The sequence below is a fragment of the Streptococcus sanguinis SK1 = NCTC 7863 genome (genome assembly GCF_000194945.1).
Lineage (GTDB): Bacteria > Bacillota > Bacilli > Lactobacillales > Streptococcaceae > Streptococcus > Streptococcus sanguinis.
Genome location: NZ_GL878507.1, coordinates 117,940 through 143,235 on the forward strand (window position 1 = coordinate 117,940; position 25,296 = coordinate 143,235).

Annotated in this window: 27 protein-coding genes and 1 pseudogene; 23 read left to right on the forward strand and 5 right to left on the reverse strand. The window is 42.5% G+C overall.

The features are described 5' to 3' along the window. Position 1 precedes the first annotated feature (1 nt). From lacD to lacG, 5 genes are all read left to right on the forward strand, one after another. Positions 2-982 (forward strand): tagatose-bisphosphate aldolase, encoded by a 981-nt coding sequence (lacD, locus tag HMPREF9378_RS10220; protein ID WP_002905075.1) that lies wholly within the window; start codon positions 2-4, stop codon positions 980-982. A 196-nt stretch (positions 983-1,178) separates the two neighbouring features. Then, a complete protein-coding gene (locus HMPREF9378_RS10215) occupies positions 1,179-2,012 on the forward strand; it encodes a PRD domain-containing protein (RefSeq protein ID WP_002913278.1) in 834 nt (277 codons plus the stop codon). Between the two features lie 45 nt (positions 2,013-2,057). Beyond that, on the forward strand, positions 2,058-2,375 hold the full coding sequence (locus HMPREF9378_RS10210; protein ID WP_002894735.1) for a PTS lactose/cellobiose transporter subunit IIA: 318 nt from the start codon (positions 2,058-2,060) through the stop codon (positions 2,373-2,375). Continuing rightward, positions 2,375-4,081, forward strand: a complete 1,707-nt coding sequence (locus HMPREF9378_RS10205; RefSeq protein WP_002913279.1) for a lactose-specific PTS transporter subunit EIIC — start codon at positions 2,375-2,377, stop codon at positions 4,079-4,081. Before HMPREF9378_RS10210 ends, HMPREF9378_RS10205 begins: the two co-directional genes overlap by 1 nt. A gap of 98 nt (positions 4,082-4,179) precedes the next feature. Beyond that, a complete protein-coding gene (gene lacG, locus HMPREF9378_RS10200) occupies positions 4,180-5,586 on the forward strand; it encodes a 6-phospho-beta-galactosidase (RefSeq protein WP_002913280.1) in 1,407 nt (468 codons plus the stop codon). Positions 5,587-5,640: 54 nt separating this feature from the next. On the opposite strand, the gene HMPREF9378_RS10195 is transcribed toward lacG, so the two are convergent. Both HMPREF9378_RS10195 and HMPREF9378_RS10190 read right to left on the reverse strand, forming a co-directional pair. Then, positions 5,641-5,850, reverse strand: coding sequence for a helix-turn-helix domain-containing protein (locus HMPREF9378_RS10195; RefSeq protein ID WP_002894739.1), 210 nt, complete (start codon positions 5,848-5,850; stop codon positions 5,641-5,643). Between the two features lie 12 nt (positions 5,851-5,862). Then, positions 5,863-6,390 (reverse strand): DUF2975 domain-containing protein, encoded by a 528-nt coding sequence (locus HMPREF9378_RS10190; RefSeq protein ID WP_002903209.1) that lies wholly within the window; start codon positions 6,388-6,390, stop codon positions 5,863-5,865. A 563-nt stretch (positions 6,391-6,953) separates the two neighbouring features. Between HMPREF9378_RS10190 and HMPREF9378_RS11835 the strand changes: the two genes are divergently transcribed. Beyond that, entirely contained in the window at positions 6,954-7,103 is a 150-nt protein-coding gene (locus HMPREF9378_RS11835; RefSeq protein ID WP_080555524.1) for a DUF3592 domain-containing protein, read from the forward strand. A 109-nt stretch (positions 7,104-7,212) separates the two neighbouring features. On the opposite strand, the gene HMPREF9378_RS10175 is transcribed toward HMPREF9378_RS11835, so the two are convergent. Together HMPREF9378_RS10175 and HMPREF9378_RS10170 are read right to left on the reverse strand one after the other, a co-directional pair. Beyond that, a complete protein-coding gene (locus HMPREF9378_RS10175; RefSeq protein ID WP_002913281.1) occupies positions 7,213-8,409 on the reverse strand; it encodes a ferredoxin reductase family protein in 1,197 nt (398 codons plus the stop codon). Positions 8,410-8,567: 158 nt separating this feature from the next. Further along, positions 8,568-9,890 carry a DUF2974 domain-containing protein gene (locus HMPREF9378_RS10170; protein WP_002913282.1) on the reverse strand — a complete coding sequence of 441 codons (1,323 nt, stop codon included), beginning with the start codon at positions 9,888-9,890 and terminating at the stop codon, positions 8,568-8,570. Positions 9,891-9,931: 41 nt separating this feature from the next. Between HMPREF9378_RS10170 and HMPREF9378_RS10165 the strand changes: the two genes are divergently transcribed. The 12 genes from HMPREF9378_RS10165 (at position 9,932) to HMPREF9378_RS10110 (ending at position 20,049) form a co-directional block, all read left to right on the forward strand. Then, entirely contained in the window at positions 9,932-10,618 is a 687-nt protein-coding gene (locus HMPREF9378_RS10165; protein ID WP_009659088.1) for a response regulator transcription factor, read from the forward strand. Further along, positions 10,602-11,582 (forward strand): sensor histidine kinase, encoded by a 981-nt coding sequence (locus HMPREF9378_RS10160; RefSeq protein WP_002913284.1) that lies wholly within the window; start codon positions 10,602-10,604, stop codon positions 11,580-11,582. The genes HMPREF9378_RS10165 and HMPREF9378_RS10160 overlap by 17 nt, the downstream gene beginning before the upstream one ends. An 11-nt stretch (positions 11,583-11,593) precedes the next feature. After that, complete coding sequence (locus HMPREF9378_RS10155) at positions 11,594-11,974, forward strand: class Ib ribonucleoside-diphosphate reductase assembly flavoprotein NrdI (RefSeq protein ID WP_002913285.1); 381 nt, start codon at positions 11,594-11,596, stop codon at positions 11,972-11,974. A gap of 147 nt (positions 11,975-12,121) precedes the next feature. Further along, on the forward strand, positions 12,122-12,877 hold the full coding sequence (locus HMPREF9378_RS10150; protein ID WP_002903199.1) for a TraX family protein: 756 nt from the start codon (positions 12,122-12,124) through the stop codon (positions 12,875-12,877). Between the two features lie 169 nt (positions 12,878-13,046). Beyond that, on the forward strand, positions 13,047-13,826 hold the full coding sequence (locus HMPREF9378_RS10145) for an ABC transporter ATP-binding protein (RefSeq protein ID WP_002899832.1): 780 nt from the start codon (positions 13,047-13,049) through the stop codon (positions 13,824-13,826). Next, positions 13,807-15,807, forward strand: a complete 2,001-nt coding sequence (locus HMPREF9378_RS10140; protein WP_002899833.1) for an ABC transporter permease — start codon at positions 13,807-13,809, stop codon at positions 15,805-15,807. The genes HMPREF9378_RS10145 and HMPREF9378_RS10140 overlap by 20 nt, the downstream gene beginning before the upstream one ends. A 150-nt stretch (positions 15,808-15,957) precedes the next feature. After that, positions 15,958-16,824: an ABC transporter ATP-binding protein gene (locus tag HMPREF9378_RS10135; protein WP_002913286.1), complete on the forward strand. Its 867-nt coding sequence runs from the start codon at positions 15,958-15,960 to the stop codon at positions 16,822-16,824. 1 nt (position 16,825) lies between these two features. After that, a complete protein-coding gene (locus HMPREF9378_RS10130; RefSeq protein WP_002913287.1) occupies positions 16,826-17,671 on the forward strand; it encodes an ABC transporter permease in 846 nt (281 codons plus the stop codon). 22 nt (positions 17,672-17,693) lie between these two features. Next, positions 17,694-18,149 carry a LytTR family DNA-binding domain-containing protein gene (locus HMPREF9378_RS10125; protein ID WP_002899836.1) on the forward strand — a complete coding sequence of 152 codons (456 nt, stop codon included), beginning with the start codon at positions 17,694-17,696 and terminating at the stop codon, positions 18,147-18,149. Positions 18,150-18,159: 10 nt separating this feature from the next. After that, on the forward strand, positions 18,160-18,576 hold the full coding sequence (locus tag HMPREF9378_RS10120) for a DUF3021 domain-containing protein (RefSeq protein ID WP_002899837.1): 417 nt from the start codon (positions 18,160-18,162) through the stop codon (positions 18,574-18,576). A gap of 163 nt (positions 18,577-18,739) precedes the next feature. After that, positions 18,740-19,450, forward strand: a complete 711-nt coding sequence (locus HMPREF9378_RS10115) for a hypothetical protein (protein ID WP_002899838.1) — start codon at positions 18,740-18,742, stop codon at positions 19,448-19,450. Between the two features lie 77 nt (positions 19,451-19,527). Continuing rightward, entirely contained in the window at positions 19,528-20,049 is a 522-nt protein-coding gene (locus HMPREF9378_RS10110) for an immunity protein YezG family protein (protein ID WP_002899839.1), read from the forward strand. Positions 20,050-20,125: 76 nt separating this feature from the next. On the opposite strand, the pseudogene HMPREF9378_RS10105 reads toward HMPREF9378_RS10110, so the two are convergent. Then, positions 20,126-21,117, reverse strand: a pseudogene (locus HMPREF9378_RS10105) (hypothetical protein). A gap of 105 nt (positions 21,118-21,222) precedes the next feature. Between HMPREF9378_RS10105 and HMPREF9378_RS10100 the strand changes: the two are divergent. The 5 genes from HMPREF9378_RS10100 to HMPREF9378_RS10080 all read left to right on the forward strand — a co-directional run bounded on the left by HMPREF9378_RS10100 (position 21,223) and on the right by HMPREF9378_RS10080 (position 25,113). Then, positions 21,223-21,834: a TetR/AcrR family transcriptional regulator gene (locus HMPREF9378_RS10100; protein WP_002899842.1), complete on the forward strand. Its 612-nt coding sequence runs from the start codon at positions 21,223-21,225 to the stop codon at positions 21,832-21,834. A 208-nt stretch (positions 21,835-22,042) separates the two neighbouring features. Continuing rightward, positions 22,043-22,390, forward strand: a complete 348-nt coding sequence (locus HMPREF9378_RS10095) for a hypothetical protein (RefSeq protein ID WP_002899843.1) — start codon at positions 22,043-22,045, stop codon at positions 22,388-22,390. After that, positions 22,391-22,747, forward strand: coding sequence for a class Ib ribonucleoside-diphosphate reductase assembly flavoprotein NrdI (locus tag HMPREF9378_RS10090; protein WP_002899844.1), 357 nt, complete (start codon positions 22,391-22,393; stop codon positions 22,745-22,747). Between the two features lie 33 nt (positions 22,748-22,780). Next, the gene (locus HMPREF9378_RS10085; protein WP_002899845.1) at positions 22,781-22,966 is read left to right on the forward strand and encodes a hypothetical protein; all 186 of its coding nucleotides are present in this window, start codon (positions 22,781-22,783) and stop codon (positions 22,964-22,966) included. A gap of 293 nt (positions 22,967-23,259) precedes the next feature. Next, positions 23,260-25,113, forward strand: coding sequence for a SpaA isopeptide-forming pilin-related protein (locus HMPREF9378_RS10080; RefSeq protein WP_002913049.1), 1,854 nt, complete (start codon positions 23,260-23,262; stop codon positions 25,111-25,113). The last annotated feature ends 183 nt before the right edge of the window (positions 25,114-25,296 follow it).

Genomic DNA, 25,296 nt, shown 5'->3' on the forward strand with positions numbered 1-25,296 from the left:
AATGGTATTAACAGAACAAAAACGCAAGTACATGGAAAAACTTTCTGATGAGAATGGCATCATTTCTGCTTTGGCATTTGACCAACGCGGTGCTTTGAAACGTCTCATGGCTCAACACCAGGAAGCAGAACCAACAGTAGCTCAAATGGAAGAACTGAAAGTTTTGGTCGCAGAAGAGCTGACTCCTTATGCTTCATCTATGCTGCTGGATCCTGAGTATGGACTGCCTGCTACTAAGGCTTTGGACAAGAATGCTGGCTTGCTATTGGCCTATGAAAAGACAGGCTATGATACTTCTAGTACCAAGCGCCTGCCAGACTGTCTGGATGTTTGGTCTGCAAAACGCATCAAAGAACAAGGTGCGGATGCGGTGAAATTCCTCCTTTACTATGATGTAGACAGCTCTGAGGAACTCAACCAACAAAAGCAGGCTTATATCGAGCGTGTGGGTTCTGAGTGTGTGGCAGAAGATATTCCTTTCTTCCTTGAAATCTTGGCTTACGATGAAAAGATTGCGGATGCTTCCAGCGCTGAGTACGCTAAAGTGAAACCACACAAGGTTATCGGTGCCATGAAGGTCTTCTCAGATCCACGTTTCAACATTGATGTCTTGAAAGTGGAAGTTCCAGTCAATGTTAAATACGTTGAAGGCTTTGGCGATGGTGAAGTGGTTCATACTAAAGAACAAGCTGCTGCCTTCTTCAAGGAACAGGATGAAGCAACTAACCTGCCATACATCTATTTGAGTGCTGGTGTATCTGCAAAACTCTTCCAAGAAACACTTGTGTTTGCTCATGAGTCAGGTGCTAACTTCAACGGCGTTCTTTGTGGACGTGCGACTTGGGCTGGTAGTGTCAAGGACTACATTGAGCAAGGTGAAGAAGCAGCTCGCAAGTGGCTCCGTACAACAGGATTTGAAAATATTGATGAGCTAAACAAGGTCCTTCAAAAAACAGCTACCTCGTGGAAAGAAAGAGTCTAAAAATAGTTAAAAAATAAATAAAGTAAGGGTTTACATTCTGATACTGATATGCTATAATGAAATCAGAAATTGAATAGGGTGAGCGTTACTAAGTTGGATTAGGCGTGACCGCAAATAAATTGAGGGAAGATATAACCTCGGTTTGTTTGTGGTCTTTTTGTTTTGTCAGAACCCTAGAAAATGAAGAGGAGGAGATATGTATCGAATCATACATCCTATGAACAACAATGTTGCTCTAGCCAAACATGAAAATGGTGAAGAGGTTGTTCTGATTGGGAGTGGTATAGCTTTTAATAAAAAGAAGGGTGATATCGTTCTGGAAAGTAAGATTGAGAAAATTTTTCGCCTAAGAACGGAAGAGTCTAAAGAAAACTTTGTGGCCTTGCTTAAAGATGTTCCACTGGACTTTATCACAGTAACCTATGATGTGATTGACACCCTTTCTAAGAAGTATGATTATCCTGTTCAGGAGTATATCTATGTCACGCTGACAGATCACATCTACTGTTCTTATCAGGCTGTGCAGCAGGGGCGGTACAAGGAGAGTGATCTGCCGGATGCTTCGGACAAATACCCTGTCCCTTATCAGATTGCTCAGGAAGCGGTAGCCATATACCGCGAGCGGTTGTTGGATAATTTCCCTAGCGACGAGGTCAATCGCATTGCCTATCACTTTATCAATGCCGAAGGGGAGACCAATCCTGAGGGGCAAAGTCACTTGGGCAGGCGAAAAGATATTCTGGCTGCAGTTGAAGCAGAGCTGAAGAAAAATGGTATTAAAAGAAGTGCAGAAAACAGCAACTTTTATGACCGTTTTATGATTCACCTGAACTACTTTTTGGACTATCTGGACAGAAGCCGTGATGACAATGTTTCCCTGCTGGAAATGGAAAGTCAGATCCAGATGACCTATCCTCAAGCCTATCAGGTCGGAGGTGATATTTACCAAATTATTGCCCAGAAGACGGGAATTGATCTCTACCGCAGCGAACGGGTTTACCTGGTGCTGCATATTCAACGTCTTTTATAAGAGAAAATAATAATAATTTACATAAGAATATAAGGAGGATCTCTCATGAATAGAGAAGAAGTAACATTGCTCGGTTTTGAAATTGTAGCCTACGCTGGTGACGCTCGCTCCAAGCTCTTAGAAGCTTTGAAAGCCGCAGAGGCTGGGGATTTTGCTAAGGCAGATGCCTTGGTAGAAGAAGCCAATGGTTGCATCGCTGAAGCTCACCATGCTCAGACCAGTCTCTTGACAAAAGAAGCGGCTGGTGAGGACTTGGCTTACAGTGTGACCATGATGCACGGCCAGGATCACTTAATGACTACTATCTTGCTAAAAGACATGATGCATCATTTGATTGAACTATACAAAAGAGGAGTGAAATAATGAACAAACTCATCGGACTTATTGAGAAAGGGAAGCCGTTCTTTGAGAAGATTTCTCGGAATATCTATCTCCGTGCTATTCGGGATGGCTTTATCGCTGGTATGCCAGTCATCCTCTTCTCATCTATCTTTATCTTGATTGCCTATGTGCCAAATGCTTGGGGTTTCCACTGGTCTAAGGACATTGAAACTTTCCTAATGACCCCTTATAGCTATTCGATGGGGATTCTGGCTTTCTTTGTGGGAGGGACCACTGCAAAGGCTTTGACAGACTCTGTCAACCGCGACCTGCCTGCGACAAACCAGATTAACTTCTTGTCTACTATGCTGGCTTCTATGGTCGGCTTCCTTCTCATGGCGGCTGAACCTGCCAAGGAAGGTGGCTTCCTAACTGCCTTCATGGGAACGAAAGGTCTTTTGACAGCTTTCATCGCAGCCTTTGTTACGGTTAATGTCTACAAGGTTTGTGTGAAAAATAATGTCACCATTCGCATGCCAGAAGAAGTTCCACCAAATATTTCCCAAGTATTTAAAGACTTGATTCCATTTACTGTCTCAGTCGTTCTGCTCTACGGTTTGGAATTGCTTGTTAAAGCAAGTCTGGGAGTGACGGTTGCTGAATCTATCGGAACGCTTCTTGCTCCGCTCTTCTCAGCAGCTGACGGCTATCTGGGAATCACGCTTATCTTTGGCGCTTATGCTTTCTTCTGGTTCGTAGGAATTCACGGTCCGTCTATCGTTGAGCCTGCCATTGCTGCCATTACTTATGCCAATATCGATGCCAACTTGGCTCTAGTCCAAGCTGGTCAGCATGCGGATAAGGTCATCACTTCTGGTACTCAAATGTTCATCGTTACCATGGGTGGTACTGGTGCGACCTTGATTGTTCCATTCCTCTTCATGTGGATCTGTAAGTCCGAGCGCAACCGTGCAATTGGACGAGCATCTGTTGTCCCAACTTTCTTTGGTGTCAATGAGCCTATTCTCTTTGGTGCTCCAATCGTACTGAATCCGATTTTCTTTATTCCATTTATCTTTGCACCTATCACAAACGTATGGATTTTCAAATTCTTTGTTGATACCTTAAACATGAACTCCTTCTCAGCCAACCTTCCTTGGGTGACACCTGGACCTCTGGGAATTGTGCTGGGTACCAACTTCCAACTTCTGTCCTTTGTTCTTGCAGCCCTCCTTGTCGTAGTGGATGTGGTTATTTACTATCCATTTGTCAAGGTTTACGACGAACAAATCCTAGAAGAAGAACGTTCCGGCAAAGCTAACGATGCTCTGAAAGAAAAAGTAGCAGCTAACTTTAACACTGCTAAAGCAGATGCTATCCTTGAAAAAGCAGGAGTGGAGGAAGAAGCTACAGCGCAAAACAATATTAGCGAAGAAACCAATGTTCTGGTGCTCTGTGCAGGTGGCGGTACTAGTGGATTGCTGGCTAACGCTTTGAATAAAGCAGCAGCTGAATACAATGTTCCTGTCAAGGCAGCAGCGGGTGGATACGGTGCTCACCGTGAAATGCTGCCTGAGTTTGATCTGGTTATCCTTGCTCCTCAAGTTGCCTCCAACTTTGAAGACATGAAGGCGGAAACTGATAAATTGGGTATCAAACTAGCTAAGACAGAAGGCGGCCAATACATCAAACTAACCCGTGATGGTAAAGGAGCACTGGCCTTCGTTCAGGAACAATTTAACAACTAATTTGTTAGTTCATTTGAGGTGAAGCAAAGTTCAATTCCCCTGTTATTTACCTATTTACTTACTTGTTTCACCTCAAATGTTATTGAAAGGAAAATAAGATGACAAAAACCTTACCTAAAGATTTTATTTTCGGTGGTGCAACAGCGGCCTATCAAGCTGAGGGAGCAACCCACACAGATGGAAAAGGACCTGTTGCCTGGGATAAATACCTAGAGGATAACTACTGGTACACGGCAGAACCTGCCAGCGACTTTTACCACAAATATCCTGTGGATCTGAAATTGGCTGAAGAGTATGGTGTCAATGGGATTCGGATTTCCATTGCTTGGTCGCGGATTTTCCCGACAGGCTATGGCGAGGTCAATCCAAAAGGTGTGGAATTTTACCATAATCTTTTCGCAGAATGCCACAAGCGTCATGTAGAACCTTTTGTGACCCTTCACCACTTTGATACACCAGAGGCTCTTCATTCAAATGGAGATTTCCTCAATCGGGACAACATTGAGCACTTTGTGGACTATGCGGCTTTCTGTTTTGAAGAATTCCCAGAAGTTCGCTATTGGACAACTTTCAATGAAATTGGACCCATTGGAGACGGCCAGTACTTAGTTGGAAAATTCCCGCCAGGTATCCAGTATGACTTAGCCAAGGTTTTCCAATCCCATCACAACATGATGGTCTCTCATGCCCGTGCTGTTAAGCTTTATAAGGACAAGGGATACAAGGGTGAAATTGGTGTTGTTCATGCCCTTCCGACAAAATATCCTTACGATCCAGAAAATCCAGCAGATGTCAGAGCGGCAGAGTTGGAAGATATTATTCATAACAAGTTTATCCTAGATGCGACTTATCTGGGGCACTATTCAGATGTAACTCTGGCAGGAGTAAATCATATCCTTAAGGTCAATGGTGGTCAGCTGGATCTACGAGATGAAGACTTTGCGGCTTTAGAAGCAGCTAAAGACCTCAATGACTTCCTCGGTATCAACTACTATATGAGTGACTGGATGCGCGACTTTGACGGTGAAACAGAAATTATCCATAACGGAAAAGGCGAAAAGGGAAGCTCCAAGTACCAGATTAAGGGTGTAGGGCGCAGAGAATCTCCAACCCATATACCAAAAACTGATTGGGATTGGATTATCTATCCGCAAGGTCTTTATGATCAGATCATGCGGATTAAGAAAGATTATCCAAACTACAAGAAGATTTATATCACAGAAAATGGTCTGGGTTATAAAGATGAATTTGTGGACAATACAGTTTACGACGATGCTCGCATTGATTACGTCAAGCAGCATCTGGAAGTTTTATCCGATGCGATTGCGGACGGGGCTAATGTCAAGGGCTACTTTATCTGGTCTCTGATGGATGTCTTTTCTTGGTCTAACGGTTATGAAAAACGCTACGGCTTATTCTACGTAGACTTTGAAACCCAGGAACGCCATCCGAAGAAATCCGCTCACTGGTATAAGAAACTAGCCGAAACACAAATGATTGAATAGAAAAGTAAAACTCCCGCCTTAGCTGAATGAAATCGGCTAGGACGGGAGTTTTTTTTATTCTTCATCATCTGTAAATTCTAGGATATCTCCAGGCTGGCAATCAAGGGCCTGACAGATAGCATTGAGGGTGCTAAATCGGATAGCCTTGGCCTTGCCCGTTTTGAGAATGGAAAGGTTGGCGTTTGTGATACCGATGATATCGGCCAGTTCACCCAGTTTCATCTTTTTCTTGGCCAGCTGGACATCAAGATTAACGATAATCATGATAGCAGCCTCCTAGATGGTAAATTCATTCTCTTCAGCTATATCAATCCCCTTTTCCAGAATTTTCATCATCAGCCAAATAATCAGAGCACCCAAGAGAGGTGTAAAGCTCATACTGGCGTTAAAAGAGAAGGGGAGGGTGATGGGATTGCCTGATGCAGCAACCTTAACGGAAAGAAAGGTCAGAGCCAAAAAGACTTTCCATGCCTTATCAGCTAGTTGCGTGTTTGATGAATCAAAAATCTTTCCACCAATCAAATTTTTGATAAAATTACGAGCAAGATATATGAGATAAATAGTCAAAGAAGCTGTGAGAAGATTTATAACAAAGGCTAGAATACTCCACCAATTTGAAAAATCAACTGAGGGCAGAAATTGAACATTGAGCTTTATTCCCAACCTGTCGGAAAGACCGGTGTAAGAAATCACACTTAGAATAGTAAGAAACACCAGAATAGCAGCATAACCCACTATGATAAGGTTTAATAGAGTAACAATATCTTTGAGCAAAGAGTTATTTTTTAATTCAATCTTTTTCATGATGCTTACCTCTATCGAAAATCAGCCGGCAGTAGATTTTCTTTTCCTTTTATTCTTATTATAATCTATTTTTTATTGTATTTCAAGAAAAATATATCGAAAAACGATAATTTTTATAAAGTCAAAAAGCTATCCTATAGAGACTTTGGTATCGATGAAAATTTTGATACAATATGTATTGAATATCAAAGTAACGAAGGAGATAGTAATGAATCCTATGATTACGATTGTGGTGCTTGGGCTACTCTGGCTAGTCATTGTTTTTCCACTCTATCTGCACTACCGAAAAGAAATTTCTATTAGAAGTAAATCTACATCTTTAATATCAGGCAAAGTATAGGATAGAACAGTTCTATCTATAGTCGCTATGGCGAGCCACCTCAGGTAGCCTTGCCTCTTGTAGAATATACTGTCCGTGGAAAACAATATCGAAAAAGTCTTAAGTATAAACAGTTTATCCCTGCCTCTTCAGGAAAAATCCAAAAAGATGTTTTTTCAAGTGACTATGTTTACGGCTCGGATAGGAGTCTAGATTTGAAAAAATATTTCCCATCGGCTCAGGTATGACGGTCTATTATAATCCTAAGAATCCAGAAGAGGCATATGTTGAGCGCTGCATCAGCAATGAAAAGTATTTTAAATATTTGTTTATCGGATTTTCTATTTTCTTTCTCATTCTGATTGGAATTAATCTTTTCCGTATATTTTTGTAGTTTGAAAAGTCTATTTTTGGATATTGAGGGATATAACATTGATCTTTTTCAAAATCTGTTGAATTCAAATAGACTAAAAAAGAGGATTGAACTCCTCTTTTTGGTTTCTTTATTTAAATTTAAAGCCTTCATAGACCAGATCTGCTTTAGGATTGGTCTTTTTAAATTCGTTGGCTAGTTTATCCATCATCTTGACAGGCCCGCACATGAAGACGGTGGTTTTGTCATCCAGAGGATAATTCTTGAAGTCTAAATAGCCAGAGACCTTGCTATCGATCAAATGAAGGTCAAACTGCGGATTCTTTGCCTCGTAGTCTTTGAGTAGGTCTAGGTAAACAGCATTTTCAGCTCCGGTATAAGCATAGTAGAAGCTGACTGGACGATTCAGATTAGGATTTTCACGGATATAGGAGATGAAGGGCGTAATGCCAATCCCACCAGCAATCCAGATTTGTTTTTCTTGCCCCTGGTCAAGAATCATGTGGCCATAAGCTCGGTCAATGGTGACCTTAGTTCCCTCTTGGATCTTGTCATAAAGTTTCTTAGTGTGGTCACCAGAGTTCTTGATAGTAAAGTAGACGATATTGTCATGACCGCCAGAGATAGAGAAAGGATGTGGCGCTTTTTCAAATCCTTCTTGGAAAATCTTGACGAAGGCAAACTGACCGTACTGGTAGTCTAGCTTTTGACTAAGCTGGATCTTCAACTCCACGGTATCGTGGTTCAGGCGTTTGACCTGCAGGATTTTCCCCAGATGGCGAAAGGCCAAACTTTGATAGAGGAAGATGATGTAAAAGCCGGAAGCTAAACCTATGATAGCATAGAATCCGACTATGAAACCTAATAAGGTCGGTGTTAGGAATCGACCGCCCATCAGCATATAAGCGTGGAAGAGACCAAAGATATAGGCCAGATAGACAAAGCGGTGAATCCAGCGCCAAGCCTCATATTTGATGTGCTTGCCAAGATAGGCCACCAGAACAATGCTGACAAAGAGATAGATGCCGACATTCCCAAGCTGGGCTGCCAGATGAGAGCCCCAGAGACTGCCACCCATAGCAACATTGTGGAGAGCAAGCAGGACGACGGAAAAGATAGCTGTAAACTTATGATAAGCATACATCTTTTCGATGCCATTGAACCATTTTTCCAAAAGGGCGTTCCGAGTCGCAAGTAAAAAGGTCATCGAAAGGGTAGTCAAGGCCAGACCGGGTACGATAAAGTTGGTCATCCCAGCTGAAGCCCAAGCATAAATGGTCAGGATTATACTGACAGCGATAAGGGCGATTCCTTTGATAGATTTCATGATGGTTTCCTTTCTGGTTTTTATCACTACTTAGTTGTAAATAGATTTGTTACATTTTAACAAAGAAAAAACAAGCTGTCAAGATAAGAGCTTGTTTCGTTTTTGGTATGGATAGGCCAAGTCTGCCATTAGATAAGCTATAGAGGACTTTTTTGATTTTACTCTTGAACCTCTGCGGTAGTGTCTTCCTTTTTGTCAGTCTCAGACTGGCCGAAAGACAACTGCTTGCTCCAGCGTGATAGGTTTTCTCGGATATCCTTGCCAATAGCAGAAGGCTTAGGCAAGCTAATGGAGTCTTTCCAGCTTTGGACACGCATATCCAGTAGGAGCTTGGACAAGCGCAGCAGCATGTCATGTTCTTGGTCTGTTAGAGATTGAGCATTTTTCAGGATATCGAGGACTTTGTTAAAGTTTTCAACATTGGATAGTTCGTCGACAGACTGGATACCAGCATCCAAAATCAGTCCGAAAAAGAGGTCGAAAAAGTCTTTAAGTTCTTCATCTGAAACGGTGCTCACCCAATTTTTAAACGTTTTGTCTATCTGCAGGCTCTCTGCATCTAGTGTATCCAGCAATAGGAAAGAGTCTCCCTTGGTTTTCCACGAAAAGGTATCGTGCTGGGCAAAGCCGCCGATGGCACTGCTTTTGACAATCCTAGCTTCCTTAGGTGTTTCCAGCATCATGCCAACGATAGAGTTCTGAGGCAGGTAGCGTTTCATCCTTTCAACCACAGTCTGATAGCCATCGCTTTCGGTGACAAAGTGATTGAGACCGGGAGAGTCATAACTGTAGATGGCTTCAATACGGTCTTGAAGCGACGTTTCCATCTGACTGGCTGCATAAGAAGCCAGGTTTCCTCCTTTGGAATGGCCGGTTAGGATAAAGTTACCGGGCAGATTTTCTAAGGCCTTCTGCAGGTAGCGGGCGGCCATTTTCTGAGCAGGGATCTGATCCATATAGGTCATGTGGAAGTCTTCCTTCCAGCCGACAATGGAGTCGTCCGTACCGCGAAAGACCAGAACATAGGTATCAGGCTTGATTTTGAAAATCAAGGCAGCGAATTGCTTCTGGATATCTTGGTCAACGTCATTGACATAGCCCATCAGTTTTAGATTTTTAAAACGGGTAGAGGCTGCGGCCGAATCTAGCAGTTTCAGTCGGTTTTTGCTGACCATCATGGAGAGGTCGCGCGGTACTTGATCGGCCAAATCCAGCAGCCGGCAGTCGCAGTAAGGGGACATATCTTCATGTACCAGCTGGTCAAAAGGCAAGTAGGTTAGCTCTGTCAGGATTAGCAGATCCAGTTCATTAAAAGGTTTATCATAAATACTGTCATGCTGCACTTCTTCAAGGTAAGTAAAAATATTGCTCATATTATATCTCCAATTTCTACTAGTTAGTATAGCATATTTTTTTGCTAGAATTTCTCTTTTACAGAAAAATCCTACCTTAGACTGAGGATGATAAACAAGCAATCGCATTTTTTGGTATAATGTTACTAGCAAGAAATCGGGAGGGAAAGATGCACAAGATTTTACTAGTAGAAGATGATCCAGTCATCCGTCAGATGATTAAGAAAATGCTGGAACAATGGGGCTTTCAGGTAGTGGCAGTTGAGGACTTTATGGATGTGCTGACAGTCTTTGTTCGAGAGGAGCCGCATCTGGTGCTGATGGATATCGGCCTGCCCTTGTTCAACGGCTATCATTGGTGTCAGGAAATCCGCAAGATTTCAACGGTGCCTATCATGTTTCTGTCTTCCCGTGATCAGTCCATGGACATTGTCATGGCTATCAATATGGGGGCAGATGACTATGTGACCAAGCCTTTTGACAACAATGTTTTTTTGGCTAAGGTTCAGGGCTTGCTGCGCCGTTCCTATGAGTTTGGAAACGACCAGAGTCTCTTGGAGCACCAAGGTGTCATTCTCAATCTCAAGTCGACAGATCTGGTCTTTGATGGGAAAGTGGTGACCTTGACCAAGAACGAATTTCAGATTTTGCGGGTCCTCTTCGAGCACTCGGATGGTATCGTAGCGCGTGATGACCTGATGAAGGAACTCTGGAACAGCGACTTTTTCATCGATGACAATACCCTATCGGTCAATGTCGCTCGCCTGCGTAAGAAGCTTGAAGAGCACGGACTGAAGAATTTCATCGAAACCAAAAAAGGAATAGGATACGGTCTCATCAATGGACATACAGGATAAATTTTTCTTTCTTAAGTCTTACCTTTATTCGCGGCGATTTTTTCTAGCTCTGTTGATTTTGCTGCTAGGCTTTATTCTGCTCTTTGCCTTTGTCTTTGATGCTTACCGCAGTCTGCTGGAATATGTCGCGCTCTTGCTGGCTTTTCTGTCTTTCTTGTTTATCGGAGCAGATGCTTGGACTGCCTTTAAGAGCTATCGCAGCCAGAAGCTGCAAGCCTCTGCTCAGGCTCAGACTCCTCTAGAAAAGCTTTTGCAGGAAAGAGTGGAAGAGTTGGAGTACGAACAGAAGAATCAGCTCTTGGTTGAACAGGAGAAATACAATGATTTGCTGGACTACTACACTCTTTGGGTTCATCAAGTCAAGACACCCATTGCAGCCAGTTCACTCTTGATTGGTGACTTGAAGGATAAGGAAGCCAAGTCTCAGTTGGAGCAGGAGCTCTTCAAGATTGAGTCCTACGTTCATCTGGTTCTCCAGTACCTCCGTCTGGAAAGCTTCCATGATGATCTAGTTCTGAAGCAGGAAAATCTGGCTGATTTGGTCAGAGAAGTAGTCAAGAAATACGCTCTTTTCTTTATTCAGCAAGGACTCAGCCTCAATCTTCATGACCTAGACCACACGATTGTCACTGATAAAAAGTGGTTTCTAGTAATTTTGGAGCAGGTCCTATCCAATAGTCTTAAATATACGAAAGAAGGCAGCATAGAGATTTATTTTCACGAGGGCAGCCTTTACATTAAGGACACGGGTTTGGGGATTCAAAATGCTGATTTGCTGCGGGTTTTTGAGCGCGGTTTCTCAGGTTACAACGGTCGTTTGACCCAGCAGTCATCAGGTTTAGGTCTTTATCTGTCCAAGAAAATTGCTGACCAGCTGGGACACAAGATTGCTATAGACTCTCAAGTGGGTCAGGGAACGACGGTTTCCATCGCCTTTCCTGAGAAGAAATTGGTCTTTGAGTAGTAGGAAGAAAGTTGCTAGTAGTGGTTTATGATAGTCTGACTGGTTTGGGAAAGAAGTTTGCTAATAGTCTGGAAACGCCTAGCCAGTCAGTCTGGAAAAAGCTGGAGGAGCCCTGTATTTTAGTCAGCAGAAATAGCGGAGCAGGGCAGATTCCGTGGACGACTAAGCGCTTCATCAGAAAGTATGAGCATCTAATCAAAGGCTTTGTCATCAATGGCAACCAGAAGCGTTATCCGCGGACCTTTTGCGGGGCAACGGATAAGATAGTGGAGCAGTACGGCCTCCGCCATATTCGTAACATAGAAGGCTCTGGAACGGAAGCAGACCGACAAGCGGTCAGAGACTTTTTAGAACAGTTGCAGGCAGAAGAGAGTTTTCATGAAAGCCATTAGGTTTTGTCCTATTTTTACGATGCTCCTGCAAGATTTTTAAAAGTGACAAAATTGTAAGAATAAAACTAGCAAATGAAAGGTTAGGTTATGGTACTGACCTTTCTTTTTTATTATCATAGAGTCAAGAAATAAGAAGGAGACAGAAAAATGAAATCAAAAGGTATAAATGCTTTTCAGTTGAAGCTCTTCATGGCCTTTCTTATGGTTTTTGACCATATCAGCCAGATACCAGGGCTGGTTCCGGACGGCTGGGATGGCGTCTTGCATGCCCTAACCCGCTGTGTCGGAGTAGCATTTGCCTTCATGGCAGTGGAAGGTTTTCTCCACACTCGCAACCGTCTGGCTTACAATATGCGGCTCTTCTTTTGGGCAGCCCTGATGCAGACAGGAAACTGTATCCTGACGCTTCTCTTTCAGGAGAAGGGCATTTACCTCACTCACAACATCTTCCTGACCTTGGCCTGCGGGGTCCTCATGCTGAGTCTTTTCTTTGGCTTTTCTGACAATGGCGGAGCTGCTAAGGATAGGAAGTCTGGTTTGCGGATAGCGGCAGGAGTATTAGTCTTGCTGGCCGGGCTTGTCTTTAGCGAAGGCGGCATGGCTCTGCTTCCTTTCATGCTCTTGACCTACCTTTTTAGAAATCAAGTCTTTTTAAGAAACTTGTTTTATGTAGTTTGGGCGGGAGTTCTCTTTGCCATGAGTATTCAAATTTATCCAACCTTGCAGGACACGCTATCAATGCTGCTCTATAATTCAGACTGGCTCTTTATCAGTGCTCTTCCTCTCTTGCACTTCTATAATGGTGAGCGAGGATCCAGCAGCAAGTGGAGCAAATATTTCTTCTATATTTTCTATCCAGCCCACCTTTGGCTAATTGCTTTGATTGCCTTTTGGGTAAAATAAAGCTCATTTTATCTTACAAAAGTGTAAGATTGCACTTTAAAATGTAAGCTTAGGTTATGGCTGGGCGGTTGGTATTGAGATAAAATAGACTTATCAATTAGGAGGCAGTTTATAAAAACTGCTAAAAGCAGGGATCTGATAATTACCTGCTAAACAGAAAGGAAGCAAGATGACATTATTAGACGTACAACACGTGAAAAAGATTTATAAAACCCGCTTTCAGGGCAGCCAAGTAGAGGCACTGAAAGACATTCACTTTACGGTAGAAAAAGGCGAGTATGTCGCCATCATGGGGGAGTCAGGCTCTGGGAAATCCACCCTGCTCAACATCCTAGCCATGCTGGACAAGCCGACTGAGGGCCGCGTCTTTCTCAACGGAACTGACACAGCAACCATCAAAAACAGCCAGGCTTCCAGTTTCCGCCGAGAAAAATTAGGCTTTGTCTTTCAGGATTTCAACCTGCTGGACACCCTATCAGTCAAGGATAATATTCTTCTGCCGCTAGTCCTCTCTCGTCGTCCCATTACCGAGATGATGCAAAAGCTGGTTACGACTTGCAATGAGCTAGGGATTAACAAGCTACAAGAGAAGTTTCCTTATGAGATTTCTGGTGGTCAAAAGCAGCGGGTAGCAGTGGCTCGGGCCATCATCACAGACCCTGAGATTCTGCTGGCGGACGAGCCGACGGGAGCTTTGGATTCCAAATCTTCGGCAGCTCTGCTTGATGTCTTTGATGATATTAATGCCCGCGGTCAAACCATTCTCATGGTGACCCACTCAACGGCAGCAGCTAGCCGCGCCAAGCGGGTGCTCTTTATCAAGGATGGGATTCTTTATAATCAAATCTTCCGCGGTGACAAGACTGAGCGGCAGATGTTCCAAGAGATTTCTGACACTCTGACAGTTATGGCAAGTGAGGTGGGCAATTATGTTCAAACTAACGAGTAAACTGGCTTTGTCCAATCTGGTTAAAAATCGCAGTTTGTATTATCCATTTGCTTTGGCGACGGTACTTGCAACAGCGATTTTGTATAGTTTTGTCTCACTGGCTCATAGCCCCAACATGGAGACCTCTTATGGTGGTTCGGCAGCTCGCATGACCTTGCAGTTTGGTATCCATGTCATTCAGATTGCCGTCCTTATCCTCATTACCTATGCTAATAGCTTCGTCATGAAAAACCGCTCCCGAGAGTTGGGAGTCTATAGTCTGCTGGGCATGGAGAAAAAGCATCTGTTAGTCATGACCTTCTTTGAGCTCTGTGTCTTTTATCTGGTTACAGTTGGTCTGGGAGTCTTGTCTGGCCTAGCTTTAGATAAGATGCTCTATGCAGTTCTTTTGAAATTGATGGGAATGCCGGCAGTTCTTGCCTCGACCTTCCAATGGAAGAACGTCTGGATGACTCTAGCTAGTCTGGGTGTCGCTTTTGCGGTAATTTTGTTGCTCAACTCTACGCGTCTTCTACGCTATAGCTCTCTTAACCTAATGAAAGAAAAGAAAGCAGGCGAGAAGAAGGGACGCTTCCTTTTTCTGCAAACCTTGCTGGGGCTCCTGCTCATGGGTGTGGCTTATTATATGGCTTTGACCGTTACCAAGCCCGTCGCTGCTATCGGCAATTTCTTTATAGCTGTGGTCATGGTTATCATCGCAACCTATCTGCTTTTTAATGCAGGTTCAATTACACTATTGAAATTTCTCAAAAAGCGCAAAGGCTACTACTATAAAACGCAGAATTTCATTTCTGTTTCCAATCTCATCTCGCGGATGCGTAAAAATGCAGCAGGATTGGCAACTATCTCCATTCTATCTACCATGCTCTTAGTGACTCTGGTTGGTACAATCAATATCTATGTTGGAGGTCAGGATTATATTACTACCTTGCATCCAAAGGATTACAATGTCAGCGTCGTCTTGCCGAAATCGACCGATCAGAAGGAGGCTCTGTTAGACAAGGTTCAGCAAGTGGCTCAGGACACAGGTCTGAAGAAGCCAAGCTATACTACCTATCTCTACCAATCAGCCTTCATCACGAAACTGGCTGGTAATGATGTGACAGTTCCAATGCAAAGAGAGCTAGAGTCAGATACAAGTATCTTGACCAAGTCTGCTGGCACGATTACGGTCATCAATCGTCAGGATTATGAAAAAATGACAGGGGAAAAGATAGACCTGGCAGACGATGAAACTCTTGTCTATGGAAAAAATATTTCCTTAAATAAGGACAAGCCTCTTCGAGTGAATGGCAAGGACTGGAAGATTAAGCAGCTTTTATCGTCGAATTTCACGCATGGGGAAATTCCTAATCCAAACGATGTGACCATGGAGCAGGGTCTCTATATGGTGGTCAATGATAACAAAGAGGTTAATCTCGATGTGGATCATTACTACTACATTGGAGTTGCTTCAGAGACTAAGGGAAGTAAAAAGTTTGTCGAGCAAGTCCAACTGGGGTTGAGGGACACTTTGGATCAGGAACAAGCTCAAGATGGTAGCTTCGCAATGGCTAGTGACCGTTATAGTTCAGAAAAGAGCTATCAAGAACTTACTGGAACCTTGCTCTTCATCGGTGTCTTCCTCTCGGTTATCTTCCTCCTAGGAGCTGTTCTAGTAATTTACTACAAGCAAATCTCTGAAGGATATGAAGACCGAGATGGCTTTATCATCTTGCAAAAAGTTGGTTTAGATGAAAAGCAGACTAGAAGTACCATTCGCAAGCAGATTTTGACTGTTTTCTTCCTACCTCTCATCTTTGCTTTTCTACATGTAGCAGCGGTCTTTCACATGTTGCGCTTGATAGTTGCCCTACTAGGTGTGACCAATCTTCCTCTTTTGATTCAGACAACACTTGCAACTTGCGGAGTCTTCCTCCTGACCTATATTTTAGTTTTCTTACTGACTTCACGCAGTTACCGCAAGATTGTCGCCCGCTAAGAGCAAATCCCTGACCTCTGGTCGGGGATTTTTTGATGTCTGGATTTTTACCTCTCATCTCCCTCATTTTACCGCTTGTCCAAAAAGCCGAGATTTTTCAAAAAAGACTTGCTATCATAGTCTCAGAAGTAAAGAAAAGGAGAAAAGATCATGTTAGTAGAAACGAAAAATCTTAGCAAGGTTTATGGCGATAAGGTGGCAGTTAATGATCTGAATATTCAGATTGAGAGAGGTAGTTTTACAGCTATTCTAGGCCCTAATGGCGCAGGCAAGTCTACGACTATCCAGATGCTGATAGGTCTCTTGCGGCCGACATCCGGGCAGATTTGCTATGCTGAAAAGCTTAAGTTGGGTGTGGTTTTCCAAAACAGTGTGTTGGACGCCCGGCTGACAGTTTTGGAAAATCTGACTATCAGAGCCAAGCAGTACAAGGAGATGCCGACAGGTAGAATCGAGCGCTTGGTCTCTCAGCTGGGCTTGTCAGCCTTTGCCAAGCAGCCTTATGGGACACTTTCTGGCGGCCAAAAGCGCCGGGTGGACATTGCTCGAGCCCTTCTCAACAGTCCCGACCTGCTTTTTCTAGATGAACCTACGACAGGACTGGACATTCAGACTCGGGAGAGTATTTGGAGCCTGCTCAAGCAAATTCAGAAAGAAGAGCAGATGACCATTGTCTTGACAACCCACTATCTCAATGAAGCTGATGATGCAGATAAGATCTATATCGTAGATCATGGTCAGGTCATTGCCCAAGGCTCTGCAGACCAGATTAAGGGAAACTATGCCCGCAATGTCTTACGGATTTTAAGTCAAGATGCAGCAGGTTTAGAGAAAAGCTTGCCAAGAGGCTGCGCTTGGGAGCAAGTCAAGGAAGGGAAATTTATCCTCCACCCTAAAACGACTCAAGAAGCTCTGACCTTATTGGCTCAGGCTGGTCCCTATATCGAACAATTTGAATTCCAACCCGGAACCATGGACGATGCCTTTATGGCACTGACAGGAAGAGAGGTACGCTAATATGCTCGCTTTGATTAAACGCAATTTTTTACTTTATTTTCGCAACCGCAGTGGGGTAATTTTGTCCCTCTTTGGAGCCATTATTCCCTTTGTGCTTTATATCGTTTTTTTGAAAAGTAATTCTGGAGGCTATTCCAGCCAGCTGATGGACTTGTGGCTGATTGGCGGCGTGTTGGCAGTTACAGCATTAACAACCACATTGGCAGCTTTCTCACGGCAGGTCGAAGACCGGGAGCGGATGGTAACAGACGATCTTTTTATCACGGATTTAGGACCGTGGGGCTTGCAGCTTAGTTATCTTGTCAGCTCTATTATTATCGGCTTTTTGATGCAGGTCATTATGTTTACCTTTATGCTCAGCTATTTTATGCAGGCGGATAAAATTTCCTTTGAATGGGGAAATCTTTCTTACCTGGTGCTTCTGATGATCTTGAACAGCCTCTTGGCCACACTGATAAATGCTCTGATTGTTCAACGCTTCAAATCAGTGGATAGTCTAGGTAAATTAGCGACCGTAGTCGGAGCGACCTCTGGTTTTCTAGTGGGTACCTATATCCCCATTGGAACCTTGCCGAATATGGCGCAAAACCTGATGAAGCTTACGCCTTCTAACTACATGGCATCTCTTTTCAGACAGCTTCTCATGAAGGAAAGTCTAGCAGACACTTTTGCCAATAAGAGCCAGTCACGAGTAGCTTTTGAAAAAACAATGGGAATTCGCATTGAATGGCAGGAGCTCTTGACAAGGACAGAAACTTTCTATATAGTTGGAATAGTTTTAGTTGCAATAGCGCTTATTTGGATAGTGCAAAATATGATTGTCATCCGCCGGCTGAAACTACAATAGAATGTGAATAGGGAGCTTCCTCTTGCAAGCAAAATTTGAAACAGATCCAACCATTTCATCCAAGGATCCGCTGGTTGTGGTCAAGGCAGACCAGCTAGCGGCAGAAGCCAAGGCCATCTTAGATTATTTAGAGCAGTACAAGGCTGGGCCAAGTGGTGTCCTGCCTATCAAGTCGGACGATAAGCTTATCATGCTGAAGACTGAAGATATTATCCTAGCAGACATCAACCAGACAACTTTGATGATTTACAGCAGAGAAGGCATTTATCAGACGACAGAGACCTTGACTCGCTTTCAGCAGCGGATTAGCAGCTCGAACTTTATCCAGGTTTCCCGGCATGCTGTCATCAATATTGACCATTTGGAGTCTTTGTCTGACAGCTTTTCTGGCAATATGACGGCCAAGCTGACCAATCAAATCAAGACCGAAGTCAGCCGTCGCTATGTCAAACTCTTAATGGAATATCTGGGAATCTAGGAGGTAAGTGATGAGTATAAAAAAATGTCTACACGCTATATTGATGGGCATCCAGAGGGGGAGTGCAGTCTATCTGATTGTCCTTGCTCTCTCTATTCAAAAAAATCCGCCCACAACAAGTAATATCGTCAGTGTCATAGTGATGAGCGGTTTGATTGGGATCATCAGTTCAATGTTAAAAACTGTTGAAGACCGCTTCTCTTTTTCAGTCTCGATGTTACTGCATTTTGTCGCAGTCGCAGTCTTAGTATGCTGTTTCATGGTCTACAATAACTGGGGATTTTTAATTGCCAACTGGCATTTCTGGCTAGATTTTATTCTGATTTATCTCTTTGTATGGCTCTTTCTTTACTTGGATACAAATCTTAAGACCAAGAAGATTAATAGTGCCCTAGCTAAGCGCAGAAAGGAAAAAGAACTAAGATAGTTCAATGCTAATGAAACTTTCTAGCAAGAATATAATGAAAAATAGTTTGTATGTATAAAAACCACCTCCTGAGGTGGTTTTTTATCTGAAGAAGCTCGGAGATTTGCTTTGTGGTATACTAGAGATACAAATAAGTTGATTTTAAAAAAATTCGGAGGTGAAGATGGATAAAATGGTAAATGAAAAGATTGCATTTTTAAACAAATATACGCTATCGTCTGAAAAGAAAGTGGAGTTTGTAACCGATGAATCAACTATTTTGAATGCTCCTATTCCAGAATATTGGAAAGTTGCTTTTCTAACTGATAATTTGGAAGATAGAAAATCAGCTATTTTAGGAGAATGGAGAAAATACCTTGCAAGAGAACTAAGCAATACTATTCTTTATCTACAAACATATCTGACTGACATTGAGCTGATGAGAATTGGAGAAGAGTATTCTATTTTGTATACAATTCTTAGTTACAAGACTCAAAAGACAGCTTTCTACGAAGGGAAAAATCCACTATCTGAATCAAATTTTGGTAAAAAATTTGATTGTACAGTTGAAAATATAGATAAAACAATTGTAAACTTTTACACAAAAGTTCATAATGGTTTTTATTACTATCCGAGTAAAACAATGGGTTTGGATAGCGCTGAAAATATCGATTCTATGGCTGACTTTGAATGGGAATATGAAGACCAGCTGGAGATGGATTTGACCTCTTGCTACAACTTTTTCAGTAACGGGATGGGGACCTATATCGTTCTGGATTTGACGCAGAATATAGAAACTGGAGCTTATCTTTGGTCCACAAAAGAGCTTCCTAAAGGAAACTTAAATTTTTGGGATATCATTGATGAATGGATTATCATTGGACTGGATTTTTAAAAAGAAACTTATGTCAATACGGTTAAAGATGGGCAAGATTTACCAGCTGCAATTTAGTGAGCTAGAAAGAGGATAATATGGAAAAACAGATTAATGAGAAAGTGATGGAAATCGCACTGAGTGTCCATAAGACTATACCTGTAGCTTGGGAAAATCTTTTTATTAATATTACCTTGGCTTTTGATGGTGGCGAAGTCTACTATTTCTTTAACGAAGAAGTAAAAAGTGACTATATCTATAATCTCTATATTCCCAAGAAGTATGAGTTGCCTAATTCAGAATTTAGAGAAAATGAAAGACGCACCTTCAAATTAGCTTGGGAATTGAGGGAAATCTTTAAAAATGAAGAGCAAGCTTTATGGACAACATGTGTTATAAAGATTATTGGTACAAAATTGACTGCTACATTTGACTACGCACCCTGGTTCGAGAGTGGGTTTACCTCAGGCCAACAAATGAACTTCTTTGAGTACAAACACCTCGGCAAGCAACCGGCTAACGAAAAAGAACTAGAACAGTTCAAGGCCATGGAAGCCTTTCAAAGAAAGTACAAAAGTACAATAGTAAATAAAAGATTATCTCTTGTACTATATCAATAAAACAAAAAAGACAAACTTAGAACTAGTTTGTCAGAAATTTAAAGCTAGGACTAACCTAGCTTTATTTTATAGTCATTTACACTCCCAATCTGATATGAGGGAAGTGGTTGTAGAGATAGTCAAAGGTTGACTGGAGTTTGGTATCTGTTGTTTTACCAATGTTCTTAATAGGCATTTGGTATCTGTTGTTTTACCAATGTTCTTAATAGGCATTTGGTATTTCTTTTGATTGTTTCGAACAGCAACTAAGGTTGAGTTTCTGTTTGAAGCAACGAAGCCGCGATGCATGGTGAGAATATGGTGGTAGAGATGGACGACCTGTTTGAGATCAATTGCTTTGAAACCTCGATAGTAGGTAATGAGATGGTCTTTATAAACAGCAATTTTCAGCACATCATCGTGGAAAGACGCTTGCTCCAGCAGGATATTGAGATTGTCCTTGGCCTCTGGATAGGCTGCATAGATTTCTTCGTAGGCAGCGATATTTTTCTTGCGGCCGATAATTCCTATAACGACAAAGAGAACACTTAGTCCAATCAAAAACAGAATGTAGAACATGAATGCAAGATTGTCAGATTCAAATTCAGTGATAGAGATATAGGAGCTGCTTGACATTACTGTGATGACTTCGGGATTGTCTGCTAGGAGACCGCGAACGAGGCTGCCATAATTAGAGATATATCCCTGATTTTTCTTAGGGGAATTAGCATTAACGTAGGAACCAACGATTCGGACAGGATTTTTTTCCAGCTCGCCCTTTTTCTCTTTTTCCAAGAGCTGGGCAATCTGCTTGTCCCCTTTTTTAGCCTGCAGACCAACATATCCGTCTTGGTAGGCAACCAGCCAAACTTGGGTATTATCTTCTACTTCAATCAGAGCCTCTGGGAAAATATATGACACTTCAGCATAGACTGCTGAATCTGCTCCAGACTCGCTATTTCGGTCATAGGCAGTCTTAGTGTTGACCTTTTGGTATTGGATAAAGCCCATTACTGCAGCAACAACTAGAAAAATAAGAGAAATTACCAGTAGGGCGATGGTACCCTGGTTTCGTCTTTCCTTGAGCATAGCTCAACCTCCAAAATAAAATCTAAAAAATAATTTGATTAGCAAACTATCTTTTTTGTATAGTATAACATAAATGCTTGACAAGTGGCAAGATTGTGTTAAAATATGAATGAACATAAAAACGAATTCATTCACAAAAGAGGCGTGGAAATGGATAAAAAAAATGAGCTCCTGGCTGCGGCTAGAGAAGTCTTTGCAGAAAAAGGCTATAAGGCAGCTGGAATTTCTGATATTGCTAAGAGAAGCCAGATGGCTGTTGGATCCTTTTATAAGTATTATGAGTCCAAGGAAGCCATCTTCTTGGAGGTTTATATAGCTGAAAATAGCCGTATACGTGAGGAAACCATGCGACGTGTGGATTGGCAGGGCGAGCCCGAGGCAATCGTTGAACAGCTTTTTGCAGTCACTTTTGAGTTGATTTCACCCAATAAAATTCTGGCTGAGTGGAACAAGCCGGGCATTTCTCAGATTCTGCATGATTACTATAATCAGGATTCCGGACGAGCGTCCAACGCTTTTCATCAGTTTCTGATTCAGACCTTCAGCCAGCGCCTGCAGGAAGAGGGCTTTTCGAAGGAGAAAATAGCTGAGATTATGAAGGTTTATGACTTGATTTACTACATAGACATGCATGTCACAGAGCAGGAATTTTCAGGCTACTTCGATAGTCTTGAGACTTTAGTGAAATATTTTGTTAAGGGGATTTTTTCCAAATAGAGGAAATTCCTTTTCTTAGAAGCCGAAATGAATGAATGTTAAAAAGTATTCATTCATCAACAAAGGAGGTGATGTCTTATGTAGTGCGAATAGGAATTGGAAGGTATTCAAGAAATGTGATTGGATAAGTATAAAGTGAATTATTTTTTAGAAGGTTTTGAATGAATATTAAGAAGTGTTCATTCAACAATAGAAAGTGAGGAAAAGAATGAATAAGCAAGGAGGATTTGCTATGAGTGGATTGGCTATTTTAGGTATCTGTCTAGTCGCGATTGGTCTTTTGACCATTGGCTACGGCGGCGTGACAGTTGGTTTTAGTTTGAGTGTGGATTTTCAGTCATTTTTAGTCGGAGGTCTTATTGTTGTCCTAATCGGAGCAGCTTTGATTCCGGGCTTGCCGGCAGTTGTTAAGCTGACGGCACTGGCTTTGACAACTTTGTCATTGCTGATGTACATTCACATGATGCCAGATTTGGAGTTCATGCTTATGCTCATCTCAGATGTCGTGGTTTTAGGTTTTGCGGCATGGTTTGCTATCCTTTTTTTAAGAAAGTAGGTGATGAAGATGATTGTAGTTTATGATTCAAATACTGGTATTGGTAAACGATTTGCAGAATCACTGGGCTATCCGACCCAGACCATCAAGGAGAAACTGGAAGAGCCCTGTATTCTCATTACTCGAAATGCTGGTGCTGGGAAAATTCCTTGGTCTACCAAACGCTTTATCAAGAAACATCCTGGGCTGATTAAAGGTTTTGTTAACAATGGTGACTCTGTTAAACACGGCCGGACCTTCTGCGGGGCGACGGCTTTGATTATCGAAAAATATGGGCTCCAGCATATCTGCGATATTGACCAAGGCGGAACTCCAGAAGATGTCAAGACTGTGCAGGCATTTTTGGCGAAGTGCTAGCCTCATCAAGTTTCGCATAAATGGAGGACTCGTATGCCTAGGTTCAAGAAAATTGGGAGCTTGTTTTTGGCTCTGATTTCTGTCTTTATCCTAACGGCCTGCGGGCATACACAGAAAGAGCCCGACACTTCAGATAAGACGGAAAGAAATTCTTCCAAACAAGAAGAAACAGCTCAGAATCAGGTAGATGCAACTTCCAGTGCGTCACAGAAAGATTGACTTTTTTGTCAAAATAGAAGAGCTGAAGTTGTTCAATGATTTTTAGGTCATCTTTTGGCCTGTTTTGCCTACCATAAAGGAGAGAGAAGGCTTAGCGTCTTCTTTCTCCTTTTTTATGATAAAACCCTGTGAGCATTCCTATAGTTTTTTAATAGTCAATATGGTACAATGAATTAGTATTGTCTTTCCAGTGTTTGTCAAAAAGGCAGAAAAACATGAAAAGAACGTGTTCGACTGGCTGGCCAATACGCTGTACTTTTAAACAAATTTTACTTGTGAGAAAGGAAGATTGCATGAATAAAAAACTGAGAGTATGGTTTCAGCTCATCATTCTCTGTCTAGGTGTGTTCCTGCCTTTCCTAGCCGGAACCCTTAAGGCTCATGCGGCGGAGCTCAATGATGTCATCACTGAGATGCACCTGACCACTAACTCTGGTGAGCAGCTGACCAATGGTGTAGATATCTGGCAGACCTTCCGAGTCTATGCTAAGTTTGCCCTGCCGGACAACCAAGCCCATGCGGGTGATACGACAGTGATTCATTTGCCGAATGAATTTACCTTTGGGAATTCCTCAGCTATTGAGCTCAAGGATGAAAACGGAGCCCTGGTGGCTAATGGAGTCCTGGATAGCAATGCCAAGACCATCACACTGACCTACACAGACTATGTGGAGCAGAAGTCTGGTGTCAGAGGCGAGTTTTTCTTCTATTCGCGGATTGACCACGAGGTCGTCACAGAGGAAAGAGATATTCCAGCTACTTTCACTGTAGGCAATAATAGAATTCCAGCCGGCAGCATTCACTATAATGGGCCGCCGAAAAAGTATGAGTCTCTGCTAGAAAAGAGTGCTTTTCAGTGGGATGCTGATGCTAAGAATGAAATCCGCTACAATGTAGCCATTAACCGCAACATGGGCAATTACAAAAATGTCTCTGTGACGGACAAGTTGGGTGATACAAACGCTAAGATTGTTCAAGACTCTGTACGGGTTTATAAGGTTTCTTGGCGCTGGAATAATGGAGATTGGGCGCGTGATTCGACTGAAGATGTAACAGCAGACTTCCAGTCTAAGATGACCTTTGGCGCTGAAGGCGATAGCTTGACAATCAACTTCGGAGATGTAGAAGGCTTCGGCTACCTAGTTGAGTACAAGACGCTGGCCGACTATGATTTGGCTGATGGAGAGGTTGTAGGAAATAAGGCTACCATGAACTACAACAATACCGAGACAGTGTCTGTCACCAACGAGTACTCTTATCAGATTGCTGGCGGAAAGTCCGAAGGCTATAACTTCAAGGTTAAGGTCCACAAGACAGATGAGTCTAATGCTTCTCTGAGCGGTGCAGTCTTTGAAGTGGTGCGGAAAGCGACCAATAAGGTGGTTGGCACAATCACGACAGATGCAGATGGGAACGCGGAAGTTGGTAATCTTCTGCGTGACACTTATATCCTGCGTGAAACGACTGCTCCAGCTGGTTACGATCGCCTGACAGAGGATATTACCATCAGTCCAACAGATTTTGGTAAGACTTTGAACGTAGGCAGTCCGGAATCTGGAGATTCTGGAGACAGCAGATTGGTTGCAGTCAATGTGGTCAATAAGAAAACTCAAACTCCAACAGATAAACAGGTTACTTTCAGTAAGGTCAATCTAGCTGGTGAGGAAATTGCCGGTGCTCAGATTCAGATTTTCAAGGGACGGGAAAGCAAGGGCAGTCCTGTCGCATCTTGGACTTCAGAAGCTGACCAATCTAAGGAAATTAACCTAGAGCCAGGTATTTACACCTTCCATGAGGAAGCGGCTCCGACAGGTTATCTGGCTGTGACTGATATTGTCTTCCAAGTCAATGAAGATGGCACTGTAACAGTTCTAGACGCTAATAGCAATGCAGTAGAGTATACAGATGGTAAGTTGTTCATTACTGACCAAGCGGCACCAGCTGCACCTGGTACGCCTGATAAAGCAGTTCAAGGTGGCATTAAGCCAAATCAATCATCTGATTCTGATAAAGCAGCAGACGGTCAAGGAAAATCTAAAAAAGTTCTTCCTGCGACTGGCTCTGCTGAAAGCCTTGGACTAGTTCTTGCTGGTCTGGTAGTCCTGGCTCTTTTAGGACTTTACCGTAAGACTCGACTGAGTAAATAAACAAAGAGAGGATAAGGCAGAATGCTTTATCTTCTTTTGTTTGCTTATTTTGTCTAGCTATTTTGCAACTTACTGAGCAATTTCTTCCAGTTACTTATGCAGGGCAGCCACTTACGGAAAAACTCTTGTTTTTGTCTCAGAATCCTCTATAATAAATGACAAATAGAAAAAGGAGACAGAAGA